Source organism: Bartonella sp. CM31XJBT, from assembly GCF_028618555.1.
Classification (GTDB): Bacteria; Pseudomonadota; Alphaproteobacteria; order Rhizobiales; family Rhizobiaceae; genus Bartonella.
Genome location: NZ_JAQITD010000001.1, coordinates 251,489 through 276,346, shown reverse-complemented (window position 1 = coordinate 276,346; position 24,858 = coordinate 251,489). Strand labels below are relative to the sequence as shown.

Sequence of the window (24,858 nt, the reverse complement as noted above, 5' to 3'; positions counted from 1 at the left end):
TAGAGTTCGGGGTGCTAGATTGTTTTTCCTCCTAATATCTAGCAGGTGAGTGCAGTATATTTTCTCCCCCCCCAACACTGCATTCTTAATTAAGAGGCTGCATTGATTTCTTCTGCAGCCTTTTTATTTTTTTGTTTTTCTAAAATCTCTCCTCTTTTCTTGAAATCATTTAAAATGATTATCATATTGTGTAAGCTATTCGGTATTTTCAAGGAACTTATAACAGCAAAGACACTTACGCATGAAGGGGTAGAGCGTAATTGTGCACTCAGACATGTAAACAGAAAAAAACAGATACAATGTTTTTGTATAGGGTTTTGCGTAGAGGAAAATAGTACGAGAGAATGAAAAAAGATTCGAAGATATCGCACCCTTTACGTATCTGCTATTATATAGCAGGGTGGGCGATGGTTATATTAGGTATTATCGGTGTCGTATTACCTATTATGCCAACGGTGCCTTTTTTATTGGTTGCCTCATGGTGTTTTACGCGTTCTTCTCCACGTTTTCATCAATGGTTGAATAATCATCGTATTTTTGGTCCCCCTATTAAGCGATGGGAAGAAAAAAAAGCAATCTCTCCATTCGTTAAAGTTTTTGCAATGATGAGTATGACAGGAGGATTTTTATCCTTTTTCGTAATGCTACACCCTCCTTTATGGATTTCCTTACTTGTTGCGGTTATATTATTGCTGATTGCCATTTATATTGTAACACGTCCATCTTCTTAATGATAAAAAAGGCTTTATGAGATACTCTTTTTAGATTCGACTTATTTGTAAAAACTATGAGGACTTTTAAGTTTTGAATATAAGCTCTCCATATCCAAAATACATATGAAATAGCAAGATTTTTGAGCGCAATTAATTAATAATATGTTTGTGAAATAATTTTTATGAACAAAGAAGATTGTTTACGAACACTCAAAATGTTCTCACTTGGTAAACAATGATAAATCACATTCATGGAAGAGAGTCATTATTTTTGTAAAGCATGTTTGTATGAATCTCTATATATACATCATTGAAAAGTCATTGATATGATAGACATTTCGTTTGTTTTCATATCTCTTAATGAGGATATAATACAAAGCTTACTAAATACCCTCATTTTTATACTTATACAGTTAAGAAGCCGGTCTATTATATCAATCTTTAATGTTACATCTGTTCTTAACTTAAGAATAATTCATAAGAAACAACAGAATTTTTCAAATGGTTTATACATACACGCATTCTTATTATAATATGCGAATAAATAATTTCTCTGTCTTGATATAAAGCTTATTCGAAATAAAAATATTATTGCATTCTCTGTTTTTTAATGAAGTCATGCCCCTCACGTAAAACAAAAGGTCTCCCAAATCATGTTATTTACACATTTATTTTAATGAAACATTTCTCAACGCTTTACTCATTTCATAATAGCAGACCATACATGGATAAAGTAAAATCTCCTGTAAAGTGTATAAAATCTATTTGAGCACCATCATCCTTGCCTTGCAAAATGCATACCGATAGTCACCATGCTATTTATCATCCTCCAATGTTGCCTTAGTAATTTCTAATGTTGCAATTGTAGCTTGTCATCTGGTTTTGTATATTTTGACACTAGATTTTGTACCAATTTATTTTTTTCAAAGAGTTTTAAAGGTGTTCTCAAAGGGTTTTGAAAGCCTTTTCTCATTTTTACTATGGAAACGCACTTTTTTCTGATTTTCGGTAATTTTTGTAATTTTAGGTGTCAAAATCTATTTTGATAAAACGCGCATTTAATGGTAAAAATTGTACATAAAACAACAAATTACCACGTATTCCTACTTAATCCCGCCTCTTTCCACTTAGTATAAAACCTACTGTCAAACTACAACAATAACCCTTAAAACTTGAAAACCTTCATATATGCAAGGGGATTAGTGTGCTTGATTTAACAGGATTGAAATGAGAAAAACTTATGATACTCGCGCACGCTCATTCAACATGCAAAATGATAGTATCTTGTTATGCCGTATAACACCGTTATTTATGACAAATGATATAAGGAAGCCTCCTTGGCTAAACTTCCCTAGCGCGTTAAGTATTTTTTTAATGCGTAGTGAATATTTTTAAGTTTGATCTGTTGATCCTTATGTAAGTGAAGCGTATGCGTTGATAGACTAAGTAGAATCTGCTCAAAAAACAGCAGAACTATTTCAGACCAGCAAAGGTTAAGAATCCTCATCCTTAGGGCAGAACAAAAATCAATCTTATAAACAATATGTTGAGGCAATATACTTGTTTTAAAGAGCCGAAAACTACGTCTTTATAGGTCTAGCAATTCGCTTTGTATTACCAAAAAAATTGATATAACGTTGTACTTCTTTTGAATCACCGATCGTTTTTTCAGGATTATCTGAAAGTTTCACGGCTGGTCGACCATTGGCATAGGTCACCTTACAAACAAGGGAAAGAGCATCAAGAGTTTCGATTTCCTGAGGTGCACAGCCTGTAAAGTCATTGGTAAGATCCGTGCCCCATCCAAAACTCATGCGCACTTTACCATGGAAATGATGATAGGTTTTTTCAATTGTATTGACATCAAGAGCATCAGAAAAAATTAGAAGTTTTTTGCATGGATCTTTTCCTTTTTCTTTCCACCATTGAATAATACGTTCGCCACCTTCAATAGGGGGCGCACTATCGGGTCTGAAACCCGTCCAATCAGCTACCCAATCTGGTGCATTGCGTAAAAATGCTTCTGTACCAAAGGTATCAGGTAAAACAATGAGAAGATTTCCACCATAATAACGGTTCCAATCTTGCAAGACTTGATACGGAGCTCTGCGTAATTCATCATCGTTATTGCTGAGAGCCGCAATAACCATGGGCAATTCGTGTGCATTGGTTCCAAGAGCTTCTAAATCCGTATCCATGGCAAGAAGAACATTAGAAGTTCCAGTAAAAGAATTACCAATCCCTTCTTTTAATGCTTCCACACACCAGCGCTGCCATAAAAAAGAATGGCGGCGCCTTGTCCCAAAGTCAGATATTTTAATATCAGGCAATTTTTTGAGACGTTCAACTTTACTCCACATTTTTGCTTTAGCACGCGCATAAAGTACATCAAGAGCAAAACGATCTAGTTTTTTGAGAGCAGCACGTGAACGTAATTCACTTATAATAGCAAGGGCTGGAATTTCCCACATAGAGCTATGAGCCCACGAACCATAAAAATGAAGAATATACTGGCCATCTTTACGAGTTAGTTCATATTCTGGGAGTTGAAAATTCTCAAGCCACTGAAGAAAATCCGGTTCAAAAATTTGTTTGCGTCCATAAAATGTATTACCAGCAAGCCAGATCATTTCTTTTTTTGTAAAGTGCAAACTAAGAGCATGATCAAGTTGAGCACGTAATTCACTCTCATCAATATCATCGGCAAGACGTATTGTTTTAGAGCGATTTATGAGGGAAAAAGTAACATCAACATTAGGATATAACCCCCAAATCATCTGTACCATAAGAAGCTTATAAAAATCCGTATCGAGAAGTGAACGAATAATGGGATCAAGTTTCCAAGTATGATTGTAAACACGTCTAGCAATATCCGGATGATTCATAACCTTTTTCTTTCAGTTTCATAAAATCTAAAATATTATGCACCAACACGGCTAATATAGGCGGTGCAATATAACAACTCTACAGTTTTGGGCAAGAATAAAAAAGTCTGCTCTCTTTTTTCATCTTTCATCTTTAATATTTGACAATACGTATAATTTCATGCTGACCTGTTTTTTGTAACTTTATCCCTGTATGAAATTCGGTATATTCTTTGCTATTAACATAGAGCATATTTTTAGGTCCCCATTTTACTTTAATGCTATAAACGGCATCATAAAACTTCATTGTTGCTTCATATTTTGGCCAAATAGAGGGTAAATGTGGCTGCAAAAACAAGAGGTCTCCCTGACGCTGTATTCCAAGAATAGCTTGTGTTGCGGCGCGATAAAACCAACCGGCTGAACCTGTATACCAAGTCCAACCGCCTTGACCACATCGTGGTTCAACAGCATAAATATCTGCGGCCATCACATAAGGTTCAACACGATAAATTTCAGGATCTTGTCCGTGGGTAATTGGGTTTATCATAGAAAATAAAGCATAAGCTTTATCGTTTTGTTCCATTTCAGCCAACGCAAAAATACTCCAAATGGCACCATGCGTGTATTGACCACCATTTTCTCGAATTCCTGGAGGATAACCTTTTATGTAACCAGGCTCGAGCGTACTTTTATCAAAAGGCGGCCAAAAAAGGCGAATGAGTCCACCTTTTTTATCATAGAGATGTTCCAGCATTGATGTCATTGCTTGTTTTTGGCGTTCAAGCGATGCCATTTGAGAAATGACAGCCCAAGATTGAGCAATGGTATCAATTTGACATTCATCATTGACTTTAGAGCCCAGAGGCGTTCCATCATCAAAATAACCACGTCGATACCAAGCACCATCCCAACCATTTTTCTCTAGGGATTTTGTTAAATGTTCAAGGTACGTACTCCATATTTGCATATGGCTATTGTCACCACGTTTTTTGGCTAAAGAGATAAATGCTTGTAATGTGTGCCCAAGAAACCATCCTAACCAAATGCTTTCGCCTTTTCCTTCCACACCGACCAAATTCATGCCATCATTCCAATCCCCACCTAAAATAAGAGGGAGACCATGTGGTCCGCAGCGTTTAATGGCAAGGTCTAAAGCTAAAGCACAATGTTCATAAACTGTTGCAACCTTTGAGGATTGGGTGGGTTGAAAATAAGCATCCTGTTGCCCACTTTTGAGAACATCACCTTCAATAAAAGGAATCAGCGTATCAAGAAAGGCATTATCGCCAGTGGTATTGACATAAAGAGCTGTTGCATATGCAAGCCAAACGATATCATCAGAAATATATGTACGAACACCAGCATTTGTGTCAGGCAACCACCAATGTTGCACATCACCTTCAAGAAATTGGTGCGCTGCTGCATTTAACAATTGTTCACGTGCTAATTGTGGTTCCAGCAATAACAAAGACAGGCTATCTTGTAACTGGTCACGAAAACCAAATGCACCACTAGCTTGGTAAAAGCCTGCGCGTGCCATGATGCGGCATGAGTAGATTTGATAAGGAAGCCAATGGTTGACCATAAGATTAAAAGAAGCGTCCGGTGTTTTGACTTGGAAAGGAGAAACAAAATCACTCCATTGCTGTTTTTGTTTTGTGAGCTGAATCTCAAAATCACTTGCACGTACTTGATTAAGTAATTTTTCAGCTTCTTGCCTATTTTCAGCACTGCCAAGATAGAAGATGATTTCTTTTGTTTGCCCTGGTTGAAGATCAATATCATAGGCGAATGCTGAACAAGGATCACATCCTGCTTCAATGGTATTCGAAAGAGCACCGGCTTTACGGATCGCATTTGGACGTGTTACGGTTCCCGTTGCACCAATAAATTCAGCGCGATTGGTCGTAGTGCTGGTTGGCATTTCGGATGCTGATAAAAATGTAACTTGTTGAGATTTCTCGATGTGATAGGGATTTTGAATAAAATGTGCACCCCATCTGGCCTCATAAGAGGAAACAATAAAGGGGGCATATTTTGTACGGATATTTCCCAAAACCCATTCAACATAATTATAAAGGCGTAAACTACGTGGTTTTTTCCCTTCATTCGTAAGGATAAGACGTGAAAAGCGAATAGGTTTTTCGGGATCAAGTGTATGAGTCAGTTCTAATGCGATTTCTGAATGTGTTGATTTAAAAGTTGAGAATCCAAACCCATGACAAGCCTCATAGACAATATTTTCGTCACATTCAACAGTAGAAACGGGTGAGAAACGTTTTAAAGACTGGCGATCAACCAGATAAAGAGCTTCTCCTGGCCGGTTAGACGTTGGATCATTCGCCCAAGGAGTTAGTTGATAATCGCGGCTATTGTTAGCCCAAGTAAAAATTGCACCTTCAGCAGAGACATGAAAACCAAATCTGTGATTAGCAATGACATTAATCCACGGATGTGGTGTGGTGGTACGTCCATGAAGACGTATTACATAATGATTGTGCTGATTAAAACCACCGTAACCATTCCAATATCTTAGATCTTCTCCATTTGGGAGAAAAGAGGATGGTTTTTGTTGGCTAATAAGACCAATGGAAGAAAAAAGATTTTGTTCAGTTTGTGTTGTAAATTGCTGTCCTTCGTTATTTCTTGGCAAGTCTAATTGATCATAAGATTCTTGATAATTTTTACGAATTGTGAGATTAAAATCATTCTCATCAAGTCGTTTAAGTTGTTCAGATAAAGAGCCATTTTGGGCATCAAGAACGATGCGTGCTGATGCAAGAAGCGTTTTAAAACTCTGTTCACTCATTTGATCGCGTCGAAGCATGAAAATATGTTGGCGTTCATCTGCTTTTTGCGTGTGGTGATAATAAGTTTCACAGACCCACTCGAGAGCGCGTTGTGTATTTTGTATATAGGAAAATGTTTGTTCATTAAGAATGACCAAATCAACAATGAGTCCGCGCATACACCAATATTCGTGTGCTTTAAGGAGCTCGCGCAGTACGGTTATATTTCCCTCGTTATTTAATCTAAGAAGACAGAGTGGATTGTCTCCTGAGATAGACATGGGCCAAAGATCAGACTGTTTTCCTAGCGTTTTTGCTAATATTTCAGAAGGAAGACGCCACGTTCTTTCTGGATAGATAAGCGGTGTTGCATATTTTTGATAGATAATAGCTTCTTTAAGCTGGGTTCCGCTCTGATACAGTGCGACTTGTGAGCGCGTCCATGCCATTGAAAGTTCTTTTTGAAACATATCAGATTGTCGATAATGTTTAATATGATTATTTAGCGCTTCTTTTGTATGAGCAGCAAAGGTCCAAAAAATAAGTTCTGCTTTTTCATGGGCTGAAATTTTTATACGGCATCGCAATGACATAACAGGATCAAGAACACAACCTTGACTGTTACTGAAACGAGCATTTTGGTCAAATGCAGCGGGCCGATGAATGGATCGCCCCCGACCAATAAACAGAGAGCGATCTGTTTCAGCTTCTGTCTCTTGGAGAATATCTGTTGTACTAGAAACAAAATGGGCAACATAGACTTCAGGATCATTAGGCGAGCGTTTGCGCCTTTTGGCAAAAATTGTTTTACCTTCTTCAGCAATTTCTGTCTCTATAAACATACGGGAAAAAACAGGATGAACTTGGTCTGTATCCATCGTGGCAAGCGCTAATTCACCATAAGAAGTCACTTCAATGAATCGGTCTTTATTTGTCGTATTCATCAATTGAATACGTCTCCCTTCGCCACATCCTTCAGATGTAATAAGACATTCAAGTGTTGATTTAATACCATCAACCATTTTTGTATATTCAGCCTTTTCATCTGTAAAAATGCTGACAGCTTCTTCTTCAATAACACGTGTTGGCTCACCAGTAACAGACCACCACCGTCCACTATGCGTGTCACGCAAGAAGAATAAAGTACCTTGTTGATCTTCTGTTGCATCAGGAATAAAGCGCGTAATCGCATAATCGTGCCAACGGCTGTAACCAGAACCATTCGCTGTTAACATGGTAGAATAAAAGCCATTAGACAAAAGTAAAGTTGCTCGTGGTTTGAGTAACGGGTTTGTAATAATGCGCAAAGGGGCTGCATCAAATGCTTGAGACTTATTGCGCATACGATTAACAGCTTTGGTATGAATAATAGGAATGAGATGAGGCGCTCTTTCCTGTAAGAGCAATTGTGTTGCCTCAATAACGGGATCACGGTGAAAACGATCACGCATTCGCCCTTGAAAAATAACATTGTTAAGAGCAAGGATAGACATGCCATGATGGTGCGCATAATAATTGCGTACAACGGCGTATTTTTCCCCTGTTTTCACGCGTGTTGGAGTAAAATCAACAGAGTCATAATAACCATATGTTCCTAAAGCTCCAAGATCACGGAGTCGTTTTAAATTAGCGACAGCGTAAGCAGGAACATATTGTGCCGCTAGAAGGCTGGCATAGGGAGCAATGACAGCATTGCGTGAAAGACCACGTTGGAGTCCGAGGTTTGGAACACCAAAATGAGCGTATTGGTAATTCATTAAATGATCGCGAGCATTAAATGCGGCTTCTGAAATACCCCATGGCAATTCCCGTTTATGGGCATATTGTATTTGACAACGAATAATCAATCGATTTGTTTGATCTAGGAGAGACCCTAAAGGTTCATGCATTACGAGAGATGGCATAAGATATTCGAACATTGATCCAGACCATGATAGGAGTGCACCTTTCCCACCTATGGGTACGAGAAGTCGACCAAGACGAAACCAATGTTTAAGTTTTATATCTCCTTTTGCGATGGCAAAAAAGCTTGCAAGACGTGCTTCTGAAGCAAGCAGGTCATAACAATTTTCATCGAGTTTGTTTTCTTGAACACGATATCCAATGGATAAGAGATGCCGTTTAGGCTGTTCTAAAAAGTCAAATTTCATATCAAAGGCTATTTGCCGTGCCACTATAGCCAGCCTGTTTAGTTTTTTACGTAATTTTTCAGTATCACAATGAGCAGTCGCATCATGATGATAAGCGTTACAGGTGTCGATAAGGCATTTAGCCCAAGAAAGTGCACGAGCAGATTCTATCGTTTGAATTTTGTGGTCAAGTTCACCGACTAAGTGCACAATATCGTGGGCTGCAAGTGAAAGATCTATGACGTGAGAAGGGATCGTATTTTCTTGTTCTATAAAAGTGAAGACAGAATCATGAAAACGAGTGATGTTTTCTTCGATTTTTTGGCGTAAAGAGCGTAAACTGGGTTGATGATCTGGAATTTCTCTGACAGTTTCTTCAAGAATAGCAAGAACATCCGATAAGCCTTCTCGATCACTTTGAAAAAAAAGAGGCGGTTTTTCAGCCCATTCACTTAACGCAGAAGAAAGTGTTACCAAATGACCGGCAAGATTTCCCGAATCAACGGTTGATACATAAGTAGGCAAAAGAGGCCTAAGTGTATCCGTTTCATACCAATTATAGAGATGACCACGGAACTTTTCCATTTTTGTAAGAGAGCGTAATGTACATTCAATACGGGTGATGGTCTCTTCAAAACCAATCCAGCCAAAATCACGTGCTGCAATAATAGAAAGGAGATAAACGCCAATATTCGTAGGCGATGTACGTTGAGCAACAAGAGGTTCAGGATCTTCTTGAAAATTATCGGGAGGCAAATAGTTGTTTTGTTCGTTGACAAAGGTTGCATAATAAAGCCATGTCCGCCGTGCAATAGAGCGGAGTTTTTTTTCATCTTTTGAAGAAAGATAAAGGCTATCTTGAAAGGTTGAAGGTTGACTCACAATCCAAGCAATAAAGGGTGAAAAAAACCATGCTATCCCAAAAGGTAAAGCAACCAAGCTTGCAAAACTATCAGAAAAAAGAGGGAGCGCTATAGTAAGAACACCGATAAGCGATGCTGGTGCCATTGTAAAAACATAGAAACGCAAACTATTGGGCATTGATTTTGTTGCGGCAGAAGTTTTCCATTCAAGAAGATGCTGTTTTGAAATCGTCATACGATAGAGTGTACGAATAATCGCATCGGTCATAAAATACGCCGAATGAGCAAGAAACGTCGTTTTAAGAAATATATCAGCGCTTGTAAGAGCAATTTTGTTCCCAATTAATTGAAAATGTCCACGCAAAGAATGATCTATATTAGATGAGACAAACGTTTTTAATACACATAGAATGGGTGAAATGAAGGAGCTAAACAACAAGAATATTTGCCAGACGATTGCACTCTTTAAAGACAAAAAAGCCCATCCTGCAAATGCTGCGATTAACCACATAAGTGGAGTGAGAGAACGACGTAAATTATCCTGCATTTTCCAACGCGTCACGAAACTTATTTGACGGTGGGAAAAAAGATAAGGCAAAAGCTGCCAATCACCGCGGACCCAACGATGATAACGCATAACATCAATATTGTAAGCGGTTGGATAGTCTTCAATGACTTCTATGCTACTTACCAGAGCAGTACGAGCATAACCTCCCTCTAAGAGATCATGGCTAAGAATAGTATTTTCTTTAATTTTGCCATTAAGCGCTTGTTCAAATGCATCAATATTATAAAGACCTTTACCGATAAAGGTGCCTTCTCCTAAAAGATCTTGATAAGTATCAGAAACAGCAAAAACATAAGGATCAATGCCACGGTTGATAGAAAAAACCCGTTGGAGAATTGATGTTTTTTTTCCTGTTGTAAGAGAAGGAATAATGCGTGGTTGTAAAATGCTATAGCCCTTTACAACCTTTCCACTTTGTGGATCAAAAACGGGATGATTGAGTGGATGGTTAAGCTTTCCAACAAGTTTCGCGACGCTCTCTGGAGTAAGACGTGTATCACAATCCAGCGTCATAACAAAACGGCAATCCATAGGAAGATGTGGATTGGGAGGATAAAAGCTTGTATTTTTATCGCCTCTTAAGAGCCGATTAAGTTCATGAAGTTTTCCTCGCTTTCGTTCCCATCCCATCCAACATTTTTCGCTTGCATTATAAAGGCGTCGGCGATGTAAAAGGAAAAAAAGAGGAAGTTCATCACGATGATAACGACTATTGAGTTTATCAATACTCTTTTGCGCATAGTGCAATAAATCAAGATCATCTTGCGTTTCTCTCAATGGAGCATCCACCCAATCTGTAATGAGCGCAAAATGAATGGCACCTTTAGGATTGGAAAGATAGTGCACTTCAAGATTGCGCACTTGTTCATCAACATTAGCGCGTGATGTCATCAAAGTAGGTACAACAACCATTGTCCGTGCATGTTTTGGAATACCTTCTTTATATTCATAACCAATGAGTTGTTTTGATGGGACAAACCACGAAACAACAGTGTTAAATAAAGCAAAAGAAGCATCAATAGCAGGAAAAAGCGCCAATACAGTAAAGCAAAAAGACATCCATTGTGTCATGCCAGATATTTGTAAAAGGGCGTAAATTACCAGCAAAAGAGCAAGCGTCAGAAAAGAGACAGGAACGGCGATGACTCTCAATTTTGAGCAACAAGAAGCGCGTGTCCATTTTATGAGAAAGTGCGGAATATATCCACAAGCCTTTTCAAATATGCCACGACCATCATCAACAAGGTACCACCCCACACAAGAATGATGAGGCATATCTTTAGAAGTGGAATTTGCCATTTCTACAACTTTATGTGCAACTTCCAGTTCACTAAGAGGCGAAAAGCGTGAAACTTTTTCAATGACTTGTCGATAAATATTGCGTGAGTGAGCATCAATTTCAGAAAAATCACTATTTTTACGCAAAATAGAATCGACACAACTCACTGTTTCAAACCATGCTATCCAATCAACATCATCTATAGCTTTAAGAGCACGGATAATATTTCCCATGGTCACACCATCTGCTGCTTGTCGGGTATGTTCATCAGCTGTTGCAATCTCTAAGCTACTGCCTTGGCTTTTCAATTGCTTTTCAAGCCAAGTTAATGCTACGGTTGAATCGACAGATGCACTGCGCAGGCGATAGAATAAATGTGCTGAAAAAGTTGGATCAACAGTAAATGGTTTATACTGCGTAAAAAGAGAGTGTAGATTTGTTTTATTTTCTACAAGAGAGATTTTATCAGCTACTTGACTAGCAAGATGGCGCATATGTCGCGCTTTTTCGATACGGACTGAAAGACGACGGACATTTTCAATGAGCAGCATTTGCATAACAGAAGGAAGAGCCCACAATTCACCAATTGTGAGCGCACAAACTTCTTGAAATCCGTTGGTCATAGCAGTGAGTGTTTCTTGTGAAAAGCTGCTATCGGTATGCGCAATATAAAGCCAAGTTAAAGCAAAAATTCGTGGTATTCCCGCTTTGTGTGTAGAAAGAGGAAGTTGCTTTATGAAGGACTTGGGTAGATTACGACGTAGCTTTTGTATGGTTTTATCAATGGTGTAATGATTATCAATGAGCCATTGAGCAGAAGGTGCGATGGTTTCATCATTTCGGGCAGCAAAATCACTGGTGTGAAAGGCATGAAGAATAAGTTTAGCATTTTCATTCAATCTCTTGCGAAAATCTTCTACTCCTTCATATTCAGGGAGTAAAATTTCTTTACCAGAAGCTATATCATGCCCTAAGTTATAAAGATCTTCCTGTACCTTATAAATTGCACGAAGAGGAAAATCCGTATTAATAAAATGGTCTTTTTTCTCTTTTTGAGAAAAAAAGCACTTTATGAAAGGTCTTATGCACGTCATAATGTCCCATTGTTATTCAATTACATCGTTTTTTATTTAAATTTTAAGCATTTTATCTGAATAGTGAACCGTTGTTAGACAAAAAACAAACTTTTTGTTTTTATTTGCAAGCATTTATAATTTTTGTTTCAATAATTTAAAAATAAGCAGACAATTTCTTTAGAAAATAAAAAGGTCACTCCTAAAATGAGTGACCTTAATAATAACACTAACTTTAATGATTGATGATTAATCTTGTTCTTGTTTTTTCAAAGCTGCACCAAGAATATCACCAAGAGAAGCACCTGAATCTGTAGAACCATATTGTGCAACAGCTTCTTTTTCCTCTGCAATCTCTAAAGCTTTAATCGATACTGAAATTTTACGTGTTTTTTTATCAAATGCTGTGATGCGAGCATCAACCTTTTGCCCAATTGCGAAACGCTCAGGACGTTGCTCATCACGATCACGCGCGAGATCAGCACGCCGAATGGTTGTCTCAAGGTTGTGATCAATCAATTTCACACCAATGTCATTGTCGTTAACAGCAATCACTTCGCATGTTACAACAGCACCTTTTCGCAATTCGCCAGAAGCAGCTGCTTCTCCAACTTTATCGCTGGAAAGCTGCTTAATTCCAAGAGAAATGCGCTCTTTTTCAATGTCAACATCAAGGACCACAGCCTTAACGATATCGCCTTTATTATAAGTATCAATAACTTGTTCACCAGGACGGTTCCAATCAAGATCAGACAAATGAACCATACCGTCAACATCGCCTTCAAGCCCAATAAACAGACCAAATTCTGTTTTATTTTTAACCTCTCCTTCAATTTGCGAATTGACAGGAAATTTATTGGCAAAAGCTTCCCATGGATTTTCAAATGTTTGCTTTAAGCCAAGAGAAATACGCCGTTTAGAAGGATCAATCTCAAGAACAACCACTTCTACTTCTTGTGATGTAGACAGAATTTTTCCAGGATGAACATTTTTCTTTGTCCAGCTCATTTCAGAAACATGGATCAGCCCTTCGATTCCTGGTTCAATTTCAACAAAACCACCGTAATCAGTAATGTTGGTAACAGCACCCGTAATTTTTTTACCAATCGGATACCGGACACTGATGCTTTCCCAAGGATCACTTTCAAGCTGTTTCATTCCAAGAGAAATACGGTGCGTGTCTTGATTAATGCGAATAATCTGAACTTTAATCGTTTGGCCAATTGTGAGCACCTCAGATGGGTGATTAACACGCCGCCATGCCATATCTGTAACGTGCAAGAGACCATCAATCCCACCAAGATCAACAAAGGCACCATAATCTGTAATATTTTTCACCACACCTTCAACGATTTGGTTTTCTTCAAGATTTTGTACGATTTCTGAACGTTGCTCAGCGCGACTTTCTTCTAAGACAGTGCGACGTGAAACCACAATATTGCCACGACGACGATCCATCTTCAAAATTTCAAAGGACTGTGAATTATGCATGAGGGGTGAAACATCACGAATGGGACGAATATCAACTTGGCTGCGAGGCAAGAAAGCAACGGCACCATCAAGATCGACTGTAAAACCACCTTTTACTTGGCTAAAGATCACTCCATCAACGCGTGCACCAGCATTGAATTTTTCCTCCAAACGGACCCAACTTTCTTCGCGCCGTGCTTTTTCACGCGATAAAACAGCTTCACCCATCGCATTTTCAATGCGTTCAATGTAAACCTCAACTTCATCGCCAACTTGCAAAGAACCATCTTTTGCTTTAGCTCCAAATTCTTTGAGAGGAATACGTCCTTCGACTTTAAGACCAGCATCAATAATGGCCATGTCTTTTTCGATTGCAATAACACGACCTTTAACAACAGATCCTTCATTAAGATCATTAGTTTGAAAAGATTCTGTTAAAAGGGCTTCAAAATCCGCTGTTGTGGGATTGTATTGTGACATAAGAACTCCTAATATATACCTTGTATTATAAGGTATGAGCGCTGGGTTAGTGTTAACATAAGCAACTTCTTAGCCTTTTTCCTTGAATAAAGGAAAAAAGTTAGCGCTAGGCTGGAAGTTACCTTAACGAATTTATCCAATTATATGCATTTTTATGATTGGATCAATAAAACTGCATGCAACTTCAAATGTTGCTTCTATACTCAATTCTGACGTATCAAGCAAGTGGGCGTTTTTTGCTGGTTTTAATGGACTTTGTTTGCGCGTTATATCGCGACTGTCGCGCTGTTCAAGTTGAGCTAGGATTTCATGATAATTTGCTTGAACACCTTTTTTTAAAATCTCTTGGTAGCGACGTTTGGCGCGTGTTTGGACATTGGCTAGAATATAAAACTTGATATCGGCATCAGGACAAACAATAGTTCCGATATCACGCCCATCAAGCACACAGCCGGGCAAAACTTTAGCAAAGTTGCGTTGTTTTTCGACAAGAATTTTGCGTACAGCAGGATTAATTGCTATTTTTGAAGCCGCTTCACCAAGTTCATGAGAAGAAAGAAGAGAAGAATTTAAGGTATTAAAATCAAGTTCTTTAGCATAAATAATAGCATTTTTTTCATCATTAAGAGCTAAATTTTGTTGTAAAAGCGTATGAGCAACACTACGATAAGTAAGACCAGTATCGAGATGGCGAAGGCGATAATGTGCAGCAATTTTGCGTGCTAAGGTTCCTTTGCCTGAGGCTGCAGGTCCATCAATGGCGATAACAAAAGGCTTCAAGCGATTTTTCCCCCAAGTTGTTTTATAAAAGGAATAAATTCTGGAAAGCTCGTAGCGATCATTCGTTTATCATCAATGGTAACAGGTTTTTCTGATACAAGCCCAAAAATGAGAAAACACATAGCAATTCGATGATCAAGATGTGTGGAGACATGTCCACCACCCAAACCTTTGGCAGAACCTTTTCCATAAACAATAAGAAAATCTTGACCTTCTTCACAGTCTACGCAATTAATTTCGAGTCCTTGAGCAACAGCAGACAGTCGATCTGATTCTTTTACACGCAACTCTTCAATTCCTAGCATTACTGTTTTGCCTTCTGCAAAGGCTGCTGCTACTGCCAAAGCAGGATATTCATCTATCATCGATGGAGCACGTTCTTTGGGCACCGTAACGCCTCTAAGGACCGATGATTTTATCCGTAGATCAGCAACATCCTCTCCACCTGTTTGACGTCGGTTCAAAAATTCAATTTGAGCACCCATTTCCCACAATGTTTCGATAAGTCCTATTCGAGAGTTATTTATCAAAACATTTTCAATGGTGATATCAGAGTCTTCTACAAGAAGGGCTGCGATAATTGGAAAAGCAGCAGAAGAAGGATCGCCCGGAATATGAATCGTTTGTCCAGTAAGATGGGGTTGACCATTAAGGTGAATCAAACGCGCACCTTCGTTATCTTTTTCTATTTCAAGTTGCGCACCGAATGCTTTTAACATTTTTTCCGTATGATCTCGTGTCAGAACTGGTTCAATAACAGTTGTAATGCCGGCGGTATTGAGTCCAGCAAGCAGGATTGCTGATTTAATTTGGGAGGAAGCTATTGGAACACGGTAACGAATCGGATTAGCCATTTTCGGACCATAAAGCGTTAAAGGAAGATGATCGTCGCGCGTTGCCTCAATTTCAACCCCCATGAGACGCAGTGGATCAAGGATACGTCCCATTGGACGTTTAGAGAGAGAAGCATCACCAATAAAGGTTGTTTTCATATGATAAGGACCAACCATTCCCATAACCAAACGAGCACCTGTTCCAGCGTTTCCAAAGTCTAAAGGTTTTTGTGCAGCTAAAAGGCAACCATTCCCTGTTCCTCGTATGATCCAGAAGTCATCTTTTTTAATAATACAGGCACCCATAGCTTGCATAGCAGCAGCTGTATTGAGTACATCAGCGCTTTCAAGTAATCCATGAATATATGTCTCACCACTTGCTAATCCTCCCAATATAAGAGAGCGGTGAGAGATTGATTTATCTCCTGGTATTTGAATTTTTCCAGAGAGACTACTCGATTTATAGGTGGTTATAGGGATTGCTTTTTGCATGGAAATTCTATTTAATTCTATCTAACTTTTATGAAATTGTGCATCCTTTAGCACATGCTTTAAAAGACGTCATGAAAAAATCACTGTGGAACAGTGTATTTATCTTTGACAAAGGTATTATTTTTCGATTAAGCACCATAAAATTTATCTTTTAATGGAATAATAGTTAATCAAAGAGGCACGGTTTATGGCAAAACAAGAACTTGGAACTAAACGTGTTGATCCAGAAACAGGAAAAAAATTTTACGATCTAAATCGCGATCCTATTGTGTCGCCCTATACAGGAATTTCTTATCCGCGTTCTTACTTTGAAGTTGCAGCAGCTGAAGCAAACAATGAGGAAGAAGTTGATACTGAAGAGCTTGATACAGCACTTGAAAAATCTGCTTTTATGCTTCTTGAAGAGGATGATGAGGATTCTAAAGATGACGATCTTCCTGATTTAGAAGATAGTGATGTAGATCTTGGTGATGATGATGATACATTTTTATCTCATGATGGTGACGATGAAGATGATGACGTTACTAATATTCTCGGAGGCGGTGTTTCTAATGATGACGATGCTTAAGAGAAATAAAAAAGAACATCTTTTCCATTGAATGTAAATTCTTCTTGATCTTCAACTTTGATCGTTCTAGAAAAGTTAGAATTGTATACTGTCCTTTTGGAAAAATTTGTTTTTATAGGGGCTATAGCTCAGCTGGGAGAGCGCTTGCATGGCATGCAAGAGGTCAGCGGTTCGATCCCGCTTAGCTCCACCAAAAGGACAAACTGTTCTATCAAGGGAATCAATTATAATAAAGGATGTGTACATCAATTTAAAAGGTTTATGTGCTATTTAATCATAATTCCAATAGCGCTTGTTCCTTGCATTTTAATGATATTATAATACGTTTTTAATCATTTGTTGGATTATAAAATTTTACTGTTGCAACCGTGAAAGTAGATAATTCTTTTATGTTTTGCACAGAAATAGAAAATGAGCGGTTTAACCTACGCCTTGTCTTAAAGGACAAAATTTGAATTTCCTTTACCACAATATTTCCACAAAATCATAATATGTTGGCTACCGATATCTTTTTAAAAGGTATGAAGTACTTAAACAAAGAGTAGAGAATAAAATATTAAAATATACTTCTCAATTATTGAAAATTAGAGCTTTTTTTGAGTATTTTTAATCTGATCAGATGTCCTGCCAAAAAAATTACTCACTTTGATTAGCATCTACCTGCTCAATACTAAGGTATATTAACGCTTAAATAATATATTGAATCAATTATTTTTTTCCTTGCGCATCACAAGAAAGGTTGAGGTGTGAGAGCAAAGTAGCGCCATCTTTATTGTGCTAATTCCCAATGTTGGCGATAATTCTTACATTTTAGAATGTTCATAAAAAACATTTTTAGTCTTTTCTTTCACAGTTTTTATCCACATGCCAATTGCGCTTGTTATGTGCAAGCCAATGGATTTATTGATTCAACCTCAAGAGATCTGAAACGATAAAACCCTACGTCATTCGAAATTCTTACTTTAATATGAATAACGATATATTATCTTTATAAATCAATATGCTTAAACAATTAAGAAAAAGAATAAAAATGCTTCTCATAAATATTCCCAAATGCAAAAGCTATCACAACATTGGAGACTGACTTGTTACTTCATAGGCGCTACAAATCTTTCTCTGAACACTCCCTACCCTGAATATTCATTGTGTGTAAAGTTGCATATACCTTATCATCCTATAAACGATAGTGTTTTTACAATACAATAAGATAACTTCTTTCAATTAAAATGGACTGGATGGACGAGTATGTTTTATTTCATACAATACTAAATATACTTAGTTCTTTTGAGGACTGTAGCGCCCTCTTTATACAAAACAACGTTTTTTCGTTTAATGCATTTCTCGTTTTTTTATATTGAATATTTTACCCTTTTTATGATGCCCGAATTGCATTTGTTTTAATTGCTATTTTATACGCTTAATAAAGAAAATATTCATATAATAATCAGCCAGTAATACGCATAATTAAAATAAAAAATGATATTATATTTTAAAATTTTTCTTCAATAACCTCTGGTACTTAGCCCAATGCGAAATACCAGCGCTAAATAGAAAATAGTTTCCATTGTAAATTTTTTAAACAAAGGAGGTAAAAATGTCGAGAGTATCTTCAAATATATTGTGTATTGCAAAAGCTTTCTGTTGCTTGAGTTTATTCTAAAAAATAACAATTTATTTCATTGAATGATCAGAAAAACGAGACAGCCTTGTCGTATCATAAAAAATTTTTCCCTCAAATGATTTTACCACATCAATTCCCTGATTGAGATTTTCAAAAATCTTCCCTAATGCCATCCACATCTTTTTAATTGCTGTTCATAGAGCCTCGATATCCTTGCCATGCGCTGTGCTGCCTGTGAGAGTGCCGTAGTGGCATGCCCGCCACTACGCGCATAAGCACCATGTCCCATATGATAATTTAAATAAAGGCTATATGCATCATCAAATCTCACCCCATTGCGTTGAACACTTTGGCGATGATACCAAGCAACAAAATCAGCAGCATCTGCGAAATTCGTACGCCATGCAAAAGACTTTCCTGTCGAGCGAAGATACATTGCCCATGTACTGTCAAGCGCTTGAGCATAACCATAAGCTGTCGACCGACGCTTCCATGGGATAAAACCAAGTAGTTTTTTGCGTGGAGGACGTGCATTGTGACGAAAGCTCGATTCCATCTTAATGGTTGCAAGAATGATAGGCATAGGAATTCCATAGCGCATTTCCGCTCTTTGAGACACTTTACCCCAATTGTCAAAAAAACCATTTTTTTGTGCCAAAATAGCACAAGCATTATTTGTGTGGATGGGAGTGGTTGTTGCACATCCCTCTAGCAAAAACACCAGTGCCCCTAAAAACAAAAGGTGTCGCATATTCCTATTCCTCTCGTTTAAGAAATAAAACAAGATAGAGGTACTAAAAAATGATTACCAATCAATAAAGAACATGATCTAACTTGTGATATTTAAGAAGCTTGCTTTGCTTTATTCCTCATCAGCAAAACGCAATGTTTGCGACTGAGCTAATGTTGTCATTTTTGTTGGTTCAGAGTAATTTTCTTTTAATTCAACAGTTTCAATGCGATTTGCCCGTTTCATAATTTTGGAGGACGATATCAAAATTCCCTCTATATCTTCACCTGCTTTGTGAAAGTGCTTCTGTAATGCGCGAACACGCATATCCATTCGTCCAAAATCTTCCATCAATTTTGCTACTTCTGATTGAATTAAATGCGCTTGTTCACGCATCCGCGCATCTTTCATAATGGTTTGTACCACTTGGACAGAGAGCATCAACAAAGATGGTGAAACAATAATCACATGAGCTCTATTGGATTTTTGTACCAATGCCTCAAAGTCCTCATAAATTGTTGCAAAAATCGATTCAGATGGCACGAAAAGGAAAGCAGTGTCATGAGTTTCTCCAGGAATCAAATATTTTTGTGCAATATCACGAATATGGACTTCCATATTGGTACGAAATTGGCGTTCTGCTTCTTGACGCTCTTGCGCTGATTCTGCCTTACGCATAGCATTCCAAGCCTCCAGAGGGAATTTAGCATCAACAACAAGAGAAGGGGCTTTATTGGGCATATGAATGAGACAATCTGGGCGCTTTCCATTAGAAAGAACGGCCTGAAAAGCATAAGCGTTTGTTGGTAAGGCATCAGCAATAATTGCTTCCATCCGCCCCTGACCGAAAGTACCACGTGTCTGCTTATTGCTTAAAATAGACTGTAACTGAACAACTTGTCCCGTAAGCGATTGAATATTATTTTGTGCCGCATCAATCACTGCTAAACGCTCTTGCAAACGATTCAAATTTTCATAAGTGGATTTAGTCTGTACCTGAAGTGTTTGGCCTAAGCTTGTTGTCATCCCATTGAGTTGCTCACTGAGTGATTTATTCAATTCAGCCTGCCGTTGACCAAAAATTTCCGCCATCGTTTGCATTCGCCCTTGCATTTCAGCTTGTGTTTTCAGCAAGGTAGCCATCTGCATTTGTGCCTCACGTGCGCGTTCAGCAATTTCATTTTCCAAAAATGCTTTTTTTCGATGAGAATGTATCAACATAAAAAATGCCAAACAGACAAGTATAAATAAAAGCAAAAGCACTAGTTTAGAAAAAAAATCACCAGCGAGTATGGAAAAAAACGAATCAAACATAAATTGTAATATAACGCTCTTATTGTAAAAAAACGCAAGAATCCGTTATTCAATATTGACCAATAACAAACCATTGATTAATCTCTACTTATGCCTATGCCAATGAGATCTTTAATTACTTTACCTGATCCGATTTTACGGGAAGTGTCCAAACCTGTTGAGCAGGTCGATTCATCTCTCCAAAAACTTGCAGATGACATGTTGGAAACCATGTATAATGCTAAGGGCGTTGGTCTTGCTGCTATTCAAATTGGTATACCGCTACGTATGTTGGTTATAGATGTCTCTGGAAATTCTGAAGATGAGCAGAAAAAACCACTTGTTATTATCAACCCTGAAATTTTATGGCTTTCAGATGAGCGTAATATTTACAAAGAAGGTTGTCTTTCTATTCCTGATTATTTTGCAGAGGTTGAACGTCCTAAACGCCTTCGTGTTCGCTATCAGAACCGTGAAGGAAAACAAACAGAAATTGAAGCAGACGATCTCTTAGCAACTTGCTTGCAGCATGAAATTGATCATTTAGATGGGCGCCTTTTTATTGATTACATTTCAAAGATCAAACGCGATATGGTGATACGAAAATTTAAAAAACGCGCAAAAGAAAAAAACATGCAGGAAGCAGTTTTGTAATGGCTTTACGATTAAGTTTTATGGGAACACCAGATTTTTCTGTTCCTATTTTACATGCTTTACTGGATGCAGGTCATGATGTTGTTGCTGTTTATAGTCAACCCCCTCGCCCAGCAGGACGTCGAGGGCTTAAATTAATCCCCTCCGCTGTTCACACCGTAGCAAAAGAGAAATCTATACCCATCTTTACACCTCAAACACTTAAAACAATCGAACAACAGGAGCAATTTGCAGCACTTTCTGTTGATGCTGCTATTGTGGTGGCTTATGGACTCCTTTTACCCAAAGCTATTCTCGAAACGCCGCGTTTTGGTTGTTTTAATGCCCACGCTTCACTCTTACCACGTTGGCGTGGTGCTGCGCCTATTCAACGAGCAATTATGGCTGGTGATAAAGAAACAGGTATCATGATCATGAAAATGGATGAAGGACTTGATACGGGGCCTATCGCTCTTTCTCGCTCCATCCCCATTACTGATAACACCACCACTGCTGAGCTTTCAAACAGACTTTCACATATTGGCGCAGAACTTATGGTAGAGACTTTATCCACTCTTGAAAAAGGACGACTTAAACTGACCCCACAATCAGAAGAAGGCATCACCTATGCCGCCAAAATTAGAAAAGAAGAAACCCGCATTGATTGGACAAAACCAGCAGAGTTTATTCATAGGCATATTCGCGCGCTCTCTCCCTCTCCTAGTTGCTGGTGCAATATGAATATCGGTGGACGAGAAGAACGTGTAAAAATTCTTGATAGTCGTTTAACAACAGGTCCTTCTCTTGAAATTGGACGGATAGAACCAGATTCTTTGATTATCCATTGTGGGCAAGGACGGATAGAAATAACCTCTCTCCAAAGATCTGGCGGTAAAGTCCTTGAAAGCGCAGCCTTTTTGCGAGGCGCTCATATTTCTGCTGTTTTTTAAGATGCCACGTTTTAAACTCACTCTTGAATATGATGGCTCAAATTATGCTGGTTGGCAGCGTCAAGCAAAACTTCTCACTATACAAGGAGCTCTTGAACAGGCGCTCTTTTCCTTTAGTGGACAACAATTGACCATAACAACAGCAGGAAGAACCGATGCGGGCGTACACGCTACGGGACAAGTTGCGCATGTTGATTTCATAAAAAACTGGCATCCCCATACTGTACGTGATGCGCTCAATGCTCTTTTACGTAAACAAGGAGAAGCGATTTCAGTCTTAAACGTACAAAATGTCCCTGATGACTTTGATGCACGATTTTCCGCAACCAAACGCCATTATCTTTTTAAAATACTTAATCGTCGCTCTCCACCAGCCTTAAATGCCAAACGCGTGTGGTGGTTGCCAAAGCCTCTTAATGCTGAAGCCATGCATGAAGCTGCTCAAAAGCTTGTAGGAAAACATGATTTTACCACTTTCCGTTCAGCACATTGCCAAGCCAAAAGCCCTATTCGCACCCTTGAACGCCTTGATATTCAAAGAGAAGGTGAAGAAATTTTCCTTTATGCGCAAGCTCGTTCTTTTCTTCATCATCAAATCCGTTCATTCGCAGGAAGCCTCATGGAAGTGGGTATTGGACGTTGGACAGCTCAAGACCTCGAAGCAGCTCTTCATGCTAAAGATCGTAAACGTTGTGGTGTTGTTGCTCCTCCTTCAGGACTTTATTTAACCAAAGTAGAGTACTAATTATCCTTCAAGAATGAACGTCTTAAAAGTCGTTAAGGCAGTTTATAAAAAGAACGAATTTCTTCAAAAGCTTCTGCTGCTGTATTGACAAATTTCATATAATTAACATCAGTAGGAGAAATTGTACCTTGTTCAGACAGATACTCAAAATTGATAGTATTGCTCCAAAATTCTTTGCCAAACAATAAAATTGGTACCTGTTTCATACGCCCCGTCTGTACTAAAGTTAACGTCTCAAACAGTTCATCCAGAGTCCCAAATCCTCCAGGAAAAACAACTAATGCTTTCGCTCGTACTAAAAAATGCATTTTGCGCATCCCCAAATAATGAAAATTGAAACACAAATGCGGCGACACATAGGAATTAGGCTCTTGCTCATGTGGTAAAATAATATTCAAGCCAATCGTTGGGGCACCAACATCACAAGCACCACGATTTCCCGCCTCCATGATTCCTGGTCCGCCCCCCGTAACAACCACAAATTCACGATATTCTGTCGTAGCAGAATAAAGTGAGCACAAACGCGCAAACTCTCTTGCTTCATCGTAATAATGTGACATAGCATGCAAATTTTTCTTTTGTATTTCATTTTTTGCAGCCCACGCTGCTTGCCCAGGTTCAGGAATACGCGCGCCACCAAACAAAACAACTGTTGATTGAATATCATATTCTTTAAGGGTTATTTCCGGCTTTAAAAATTCAAGACCAATACGTTGTGAGCGCAGCTCTGGACGCATCATAAAATCTTGATCGATATAGGCTAAACGATAAGTAGACGAACGCATTTGTGCTGAATTAGAGATTTTATGTATTTGCTGTAGAGCATCCTTCGTATGGAGAAGTGGTGTCCAGTTTTCTTGCTCTGCTTTTCTTTTTTCTTTACAATTTTTTTTCATGCACTTGTCCTACTTCTTCATCGTTTTATTGACTGAACACTTTTCTTCGCGTAGTTCATAGAGAATAAATCTTGAAGCTTCAACTTGTTTAACGGAACTCTCGTCATGACCCATACCACACAACTTGAAATTATTATCGAACAAGCTTTTGACGATCGCGATTCTATCGATACTACCACAAAAGGCGAAATCCGTGAGAGTGTCGAACATGCATTGAACCTTCTTGATAAAGGTGAAATCCGTGTTGCAGAACGACAAAAAAATGGACAATGGCATGTTCATCAATGGTTGAAAAAAGCGGTTTTGCTCTCTTTTCGGCTTAATCCTATGCAACTTATTACTGGTGGAATCAATGGAACACATTGGTGGGATAAAGTTCCTTCAAAATTCTCTGGTTGGCAAGAAGCAGATTTTAAAAATGCTGATTTCCGTTCCGTTCCTGGAGCCATTGTACGTCATTCTGCTTACATTGCACCCAATGTTATATTGATGCCATCCTTTGTCAATCTTGGTGCTTTTATCGATGAGGGCACAATGGTTGATACATGGACCACCGTTGGTTCTTGTGCACAAATTGGTAAACATGTCCATCTTTCTGGCGGTGTTGGTATTGGAGGTGTTTTGGAACCACTGCAAGCAAATCCAACAATCATTGAAGATCATTGCTTTATCGGTGCTCGCTCTGAAATTGTTGAAGGCTGTATTATCCGTGAAGGTGCTGTTTTGGGAATGGGAGTCTTTATTGGAAAATCAACAAAGATTATTGATCGTACAACAGGTGAAATTTTTATTGGTGAAGTACCAGCCTATTCAGTGGTTGTACCAGGTTCTCTCCCTGGAAAACCTTTACCAAATGGTGAAGCAGGACCTAGCCTTTATTGTGCTGTTATTGTAAAACGTGTTGATCAAAAAACACGAGAAAAAACATCCATTAATGATCTTTTACGTTCTTAGACACAAGATTAATGCATAATAATATTTCATCGTTTTTTAACTTGAATAATAACCTCGAATACAAGGATTCTCTCATTTCAAATCCTTTCATAGTGAATCAATCACTATCATTTCCTGCTCGTCTCATAAACA

At 38.3% G+C, this 24,858-nt stretch carries 14 protein-coding genes and 1 tRNA gene; 7 read left to right on the top strand and 8 right to left on the bottom strand.

Annotation, left to right across the window (positions count from 1 at the left end):
• Window positions 1–344: 344 nt before the first annotated feature.
• Window positions 345–731 (top strand): YbaN family protein, encoded by a 387-nt coding sequence (locus PVV63_RS01115; RefSeq protein ID WP_273790249.1) that lies wholly within the window; start codon window positions 345–347, stop codon window positions 729–731.
• 1,562 nt (window positions 732–2,293) lie between these two features.
• Here PVV63_RS01115 and pncB read toward each other — a convergent pair.
• The 5 genes from pncB to aroA form a co-directional block, all read right to left on the bottom strand.
• Window positions 2,294–3,598: a nicotinate phosphoribosyltransferase gene (pncB, locus tag PVV63_RS01110; protein WP_273790248.1), complete on the bottom strand. Its 1,305-nt coding sequence runs from the start codon at window positions 3,596–3,598 to the stop codon at window positions 2,294–2,296.
• 133 nt (window positions 3,599–3,731) lie between these two features.
• Window positions 3,732–12,302 (bottom strand): GH36-type glycosyl hydrolase domain-containing protein, encoded by an 8,571-nt coding sequence (locus PVV63_RS01105; protein ID WP_273790247.1) that lies wholly within the window; start codon window positions 12,300–12,302, stop codon window positions 3,732–3,734.
• 228 nt (window positions 12,303–12,530) lie between these two features.
• Complete coding sequence (gene rpsA, locus PVV63_RS01100; protein ID WP_026500132.1) at window positions 12,531–14,231, bottom strand: 30S ribosomal protein S1; 1,701 nt, start codon at window positions 14,229–14,231, stop codon at window positions 12,531–12,533.
• Window positions 14,232–14,363: 132 nt separating this feature from the next.
• A complete protein-coding gene (cmk, locus tag PVV63_RS01095; RefSeq protein WP_273790246.1) occupies window positions 14,364–15,011 on the bottom strand; it encodes a (d)CMP kinase in 648 nt (215 codons plus the stop codon).
• Entirely contained in the window at window positions 15,008–16,336 is a 1,329-nt protein-coding gene (gene aroA, locus PVV63_RS01090) for a 3-phosphoshikimate 1-carboxyvinyltransferase (protein ID WP_273790245.1), read from the bottom strand. The genes cmk and aroA overlap by 4 nt, the downstream gene beginning before the upstream one ends.
• A gap of 187 nt (window positions 16,337–16,523) precedes the next feature.
• Between aroA and PVV63_RS01085 the strand changes: the two genes are divergently transcribed.
• Both PVV63_RS01085 and PVV63_RS01080 read left to right on the top strand, forming a co-directional pair.
• Complete coding sequence (locus PVV63_RS01085; RefSeq protein WP_273790244.1) at window positions 16,524–16,904, top strand: TIGR02300 family protein; 381 nt, start codon at window positions 16,524–16,526, stop codon at window positions 16,902–16,904.
• Between the two features lie 117 nt (window positions 16,905–17,021).
• A tRNA-Ala gene (locus PVV63_RS01080) sits at window positions 17,022–17,097 on the top strand.
• 1,591 nt (window positions 17,098–18,688) lie between these two features.
• Here PVV63_RS01080 and PVV63_RS01075 read toward each other — a convergent pair.
• Both PVV63_RS01075 and PVV63_RS01070 read right to left on the bottom strand, forming a co-directional pair.
• Window positions 18,689–19,276, bottom strand: coding sequence for a hypothetical protein (locus tag PVV63_RS01075; RefSeq protein ID WP_273790243.1), 588 nt, complete (start codon window positions 19,274–19,276; stop codon window positions 18,689–18,691).
• A gap of 111 nt (window positions 19,277–19,387) precedes the next feature.
• On the bottom strand, window positions 19,388–20,569 hold the full coding sequence (locus PVV63_RS01070; protein WP_273790242.1) for a DNA recombination protein RmuC: 1,182 nt from the start codon (window positions 20,567–20,569) through the stop codon (window positions 19,388–19,390).
• A gap of 96 nt (window positions 20,570–20,665) precedes the next feature.
• Here PVV63_RS01070 and def point away from each other — a divergent pair, with 96 nt between their 5' ends.
• The 3 genes from def to truA are packed head-to-tail and all read left to right on the top strand — an operon-like array spanning window position 20,666 to window position 22,876.
• Window positions 20,666–21,202: a peptide deformylase gene (gene def / locus PVV63_RS01065; RefSeq protein ID WP_273790310.1), complete on the top strand. Its 537-nt coding sequence runs from the start codon at window positions 20,666–20,668 to the stop codon at window positions 21,200–21,202.
• Window positions 21,202–22,131, top strand: coding sequence for a methionyl-tRNA formyltransferase (gene fmt, locus PVV63_RS01060; protein ID WP_273790241.1), 930 nt, complete (start codon window positions 21,202–21,204; stop codon window positions 22,129–22,131). Before def ends, fmt begins: the two co-directional genes overlap by 1 nt.
• A gap of 1 nt (window position 22,132) precedes the next feature.
• Entirely contained in the window at window positions 22,133–22,876 is a 744-nt protein-coding gene (gene truA, locus PVV63_RS01055; RefSeq protein WP_273790240.1) for a tRNA pseudouridine(38-40) synthase TruA, read from the top strand.
• 32 nt (window positions 22,877–22,908) lie between these two features.
• Here the strand turns inward: truA and PVV63_RS01050 are convergent, their stop codons facing one another.
• Window positions 22,909–23,772: an LOG family protein gene (locus tag PVV63_RS01050; protein ID WP_273790239.1), complete on the bottom strand. Its 864-nt coding sequence runs from the start codon at window positions 23,770–23,772 to the stop codon at window positions 22,909–22,911.
• A gap of 105 nt (window positions 23,773–23,877) precedes the next feature.
• On the opposite strand from PVV63_RS01050, the gene dapD reads away from it, so the two are divergent.
• The gene (dapD, locus tag PVV63_RS01045; RefSeq protein ID WP_273790238.1) at window positions 23,878–24,726 is read left to right on the top strand and encodes a 2,3,4,5-tetrahydropyridine-2,6-dicarboxylate N-succinyltransferase; all 849 of its coding nucleotides are present in this window, start codon (window positions 23,878–23,880) and stop codon (window positions 24,724–24,726) included.
• Window positions 24,727–24,858 lie beyond the last annotated feature (132 nt).

Excerpts from the sequence above, each read along its gene's own strand:
- def (WP_273790310.1), top strand. The coding sequence starts at position 20,666 with ATGCCAATGAGATCTTTAATTACTTTACCTGATCCGATTTTACGGGAA.
- dapD (WP_273790238.1), top strand. The coding sequence starts at position 23,878 with ATGACCCATACCACACAACTTGAAATTATTATCGAACAAGCTTTTGAC.
- PVV63_RS01085 (WP_273790244.1), top strand. The coding sequence starts at position 16,524 with ATGGCAAAACAAGAACTTGGAACTAAACGTGTTGATCCAGAAACAGGA.
- rpsA (WP_026500132.1), bottom strand. The coding sequence starts at position 14,231 with ATGTCACAATACAATCCCACAACAGCGGATTTTGAAGCCCTTTTAACA.
- PVV63_RS01075 (WP_273790243.1), bottom strand. The coding sequence starts at position 19,276 with ATGCGACACCTTTTGTTTTTAGGGGCACTGGTGTTTTTGCTAGAGGGA.
- PVV63_RS01070 (WP_273790242.1), bottom strand. The coding sequence starts at position 20,569 with ATGTTTGATTCGTTTTTTTCCATACTCGCTGGTGATTTTTTTTCTAAA.
- fmt (WP_273790241.1), top strand. The coding sequence starts at position 21,202 with ATGGCTTTACGATTAAGTTTTATGGGAACACCAGATTTTTCTGTTCCT.
- truA (WP_273790240.1), top strand. The coding sequence starts at position 22,133 with ATGCCACGTTTTAAACTCACTCTTGAATATGATGGCTCAAATTATGCT.
- pncB (WP_273790248.1), bottom strand. The coding sequence starts at position 3,598 with ATGAATCATCCGGATATTGCTAGACGTGTTTACAATCATACTTGGAAA.
- aroA (WP_273790245.1), bottom strand. The coding sequence starts at position 16,336 with ATGCAAAAAGCAATCCCTATAACCACCTATAAATCGAGTAGTCTCTCT.
- PVV63_RS01115 (WP_273790249.1), top strand. The coding sequence starts at position 345 with ATGAAAAAAGATTCGAAGATATCGCACCCTTTACGTATCTGCTATTAT.
- PVV63_RS01105 (WP_273790247.1), bottom strand. The coding sequence starts at position 12,302 with ATGACGTGCATAAGACCTTTCATAAAGTGCTTTTTTTCTCAAAAAGAG.
- PVV63_RS01050 (WP_273790239.1), bottom strand. The coding sequence starts at position 23,772 with ATGAAAAAAAATTGTAAAGAAAAAAGAAAAGCAGAGCAAGAAAACTGG.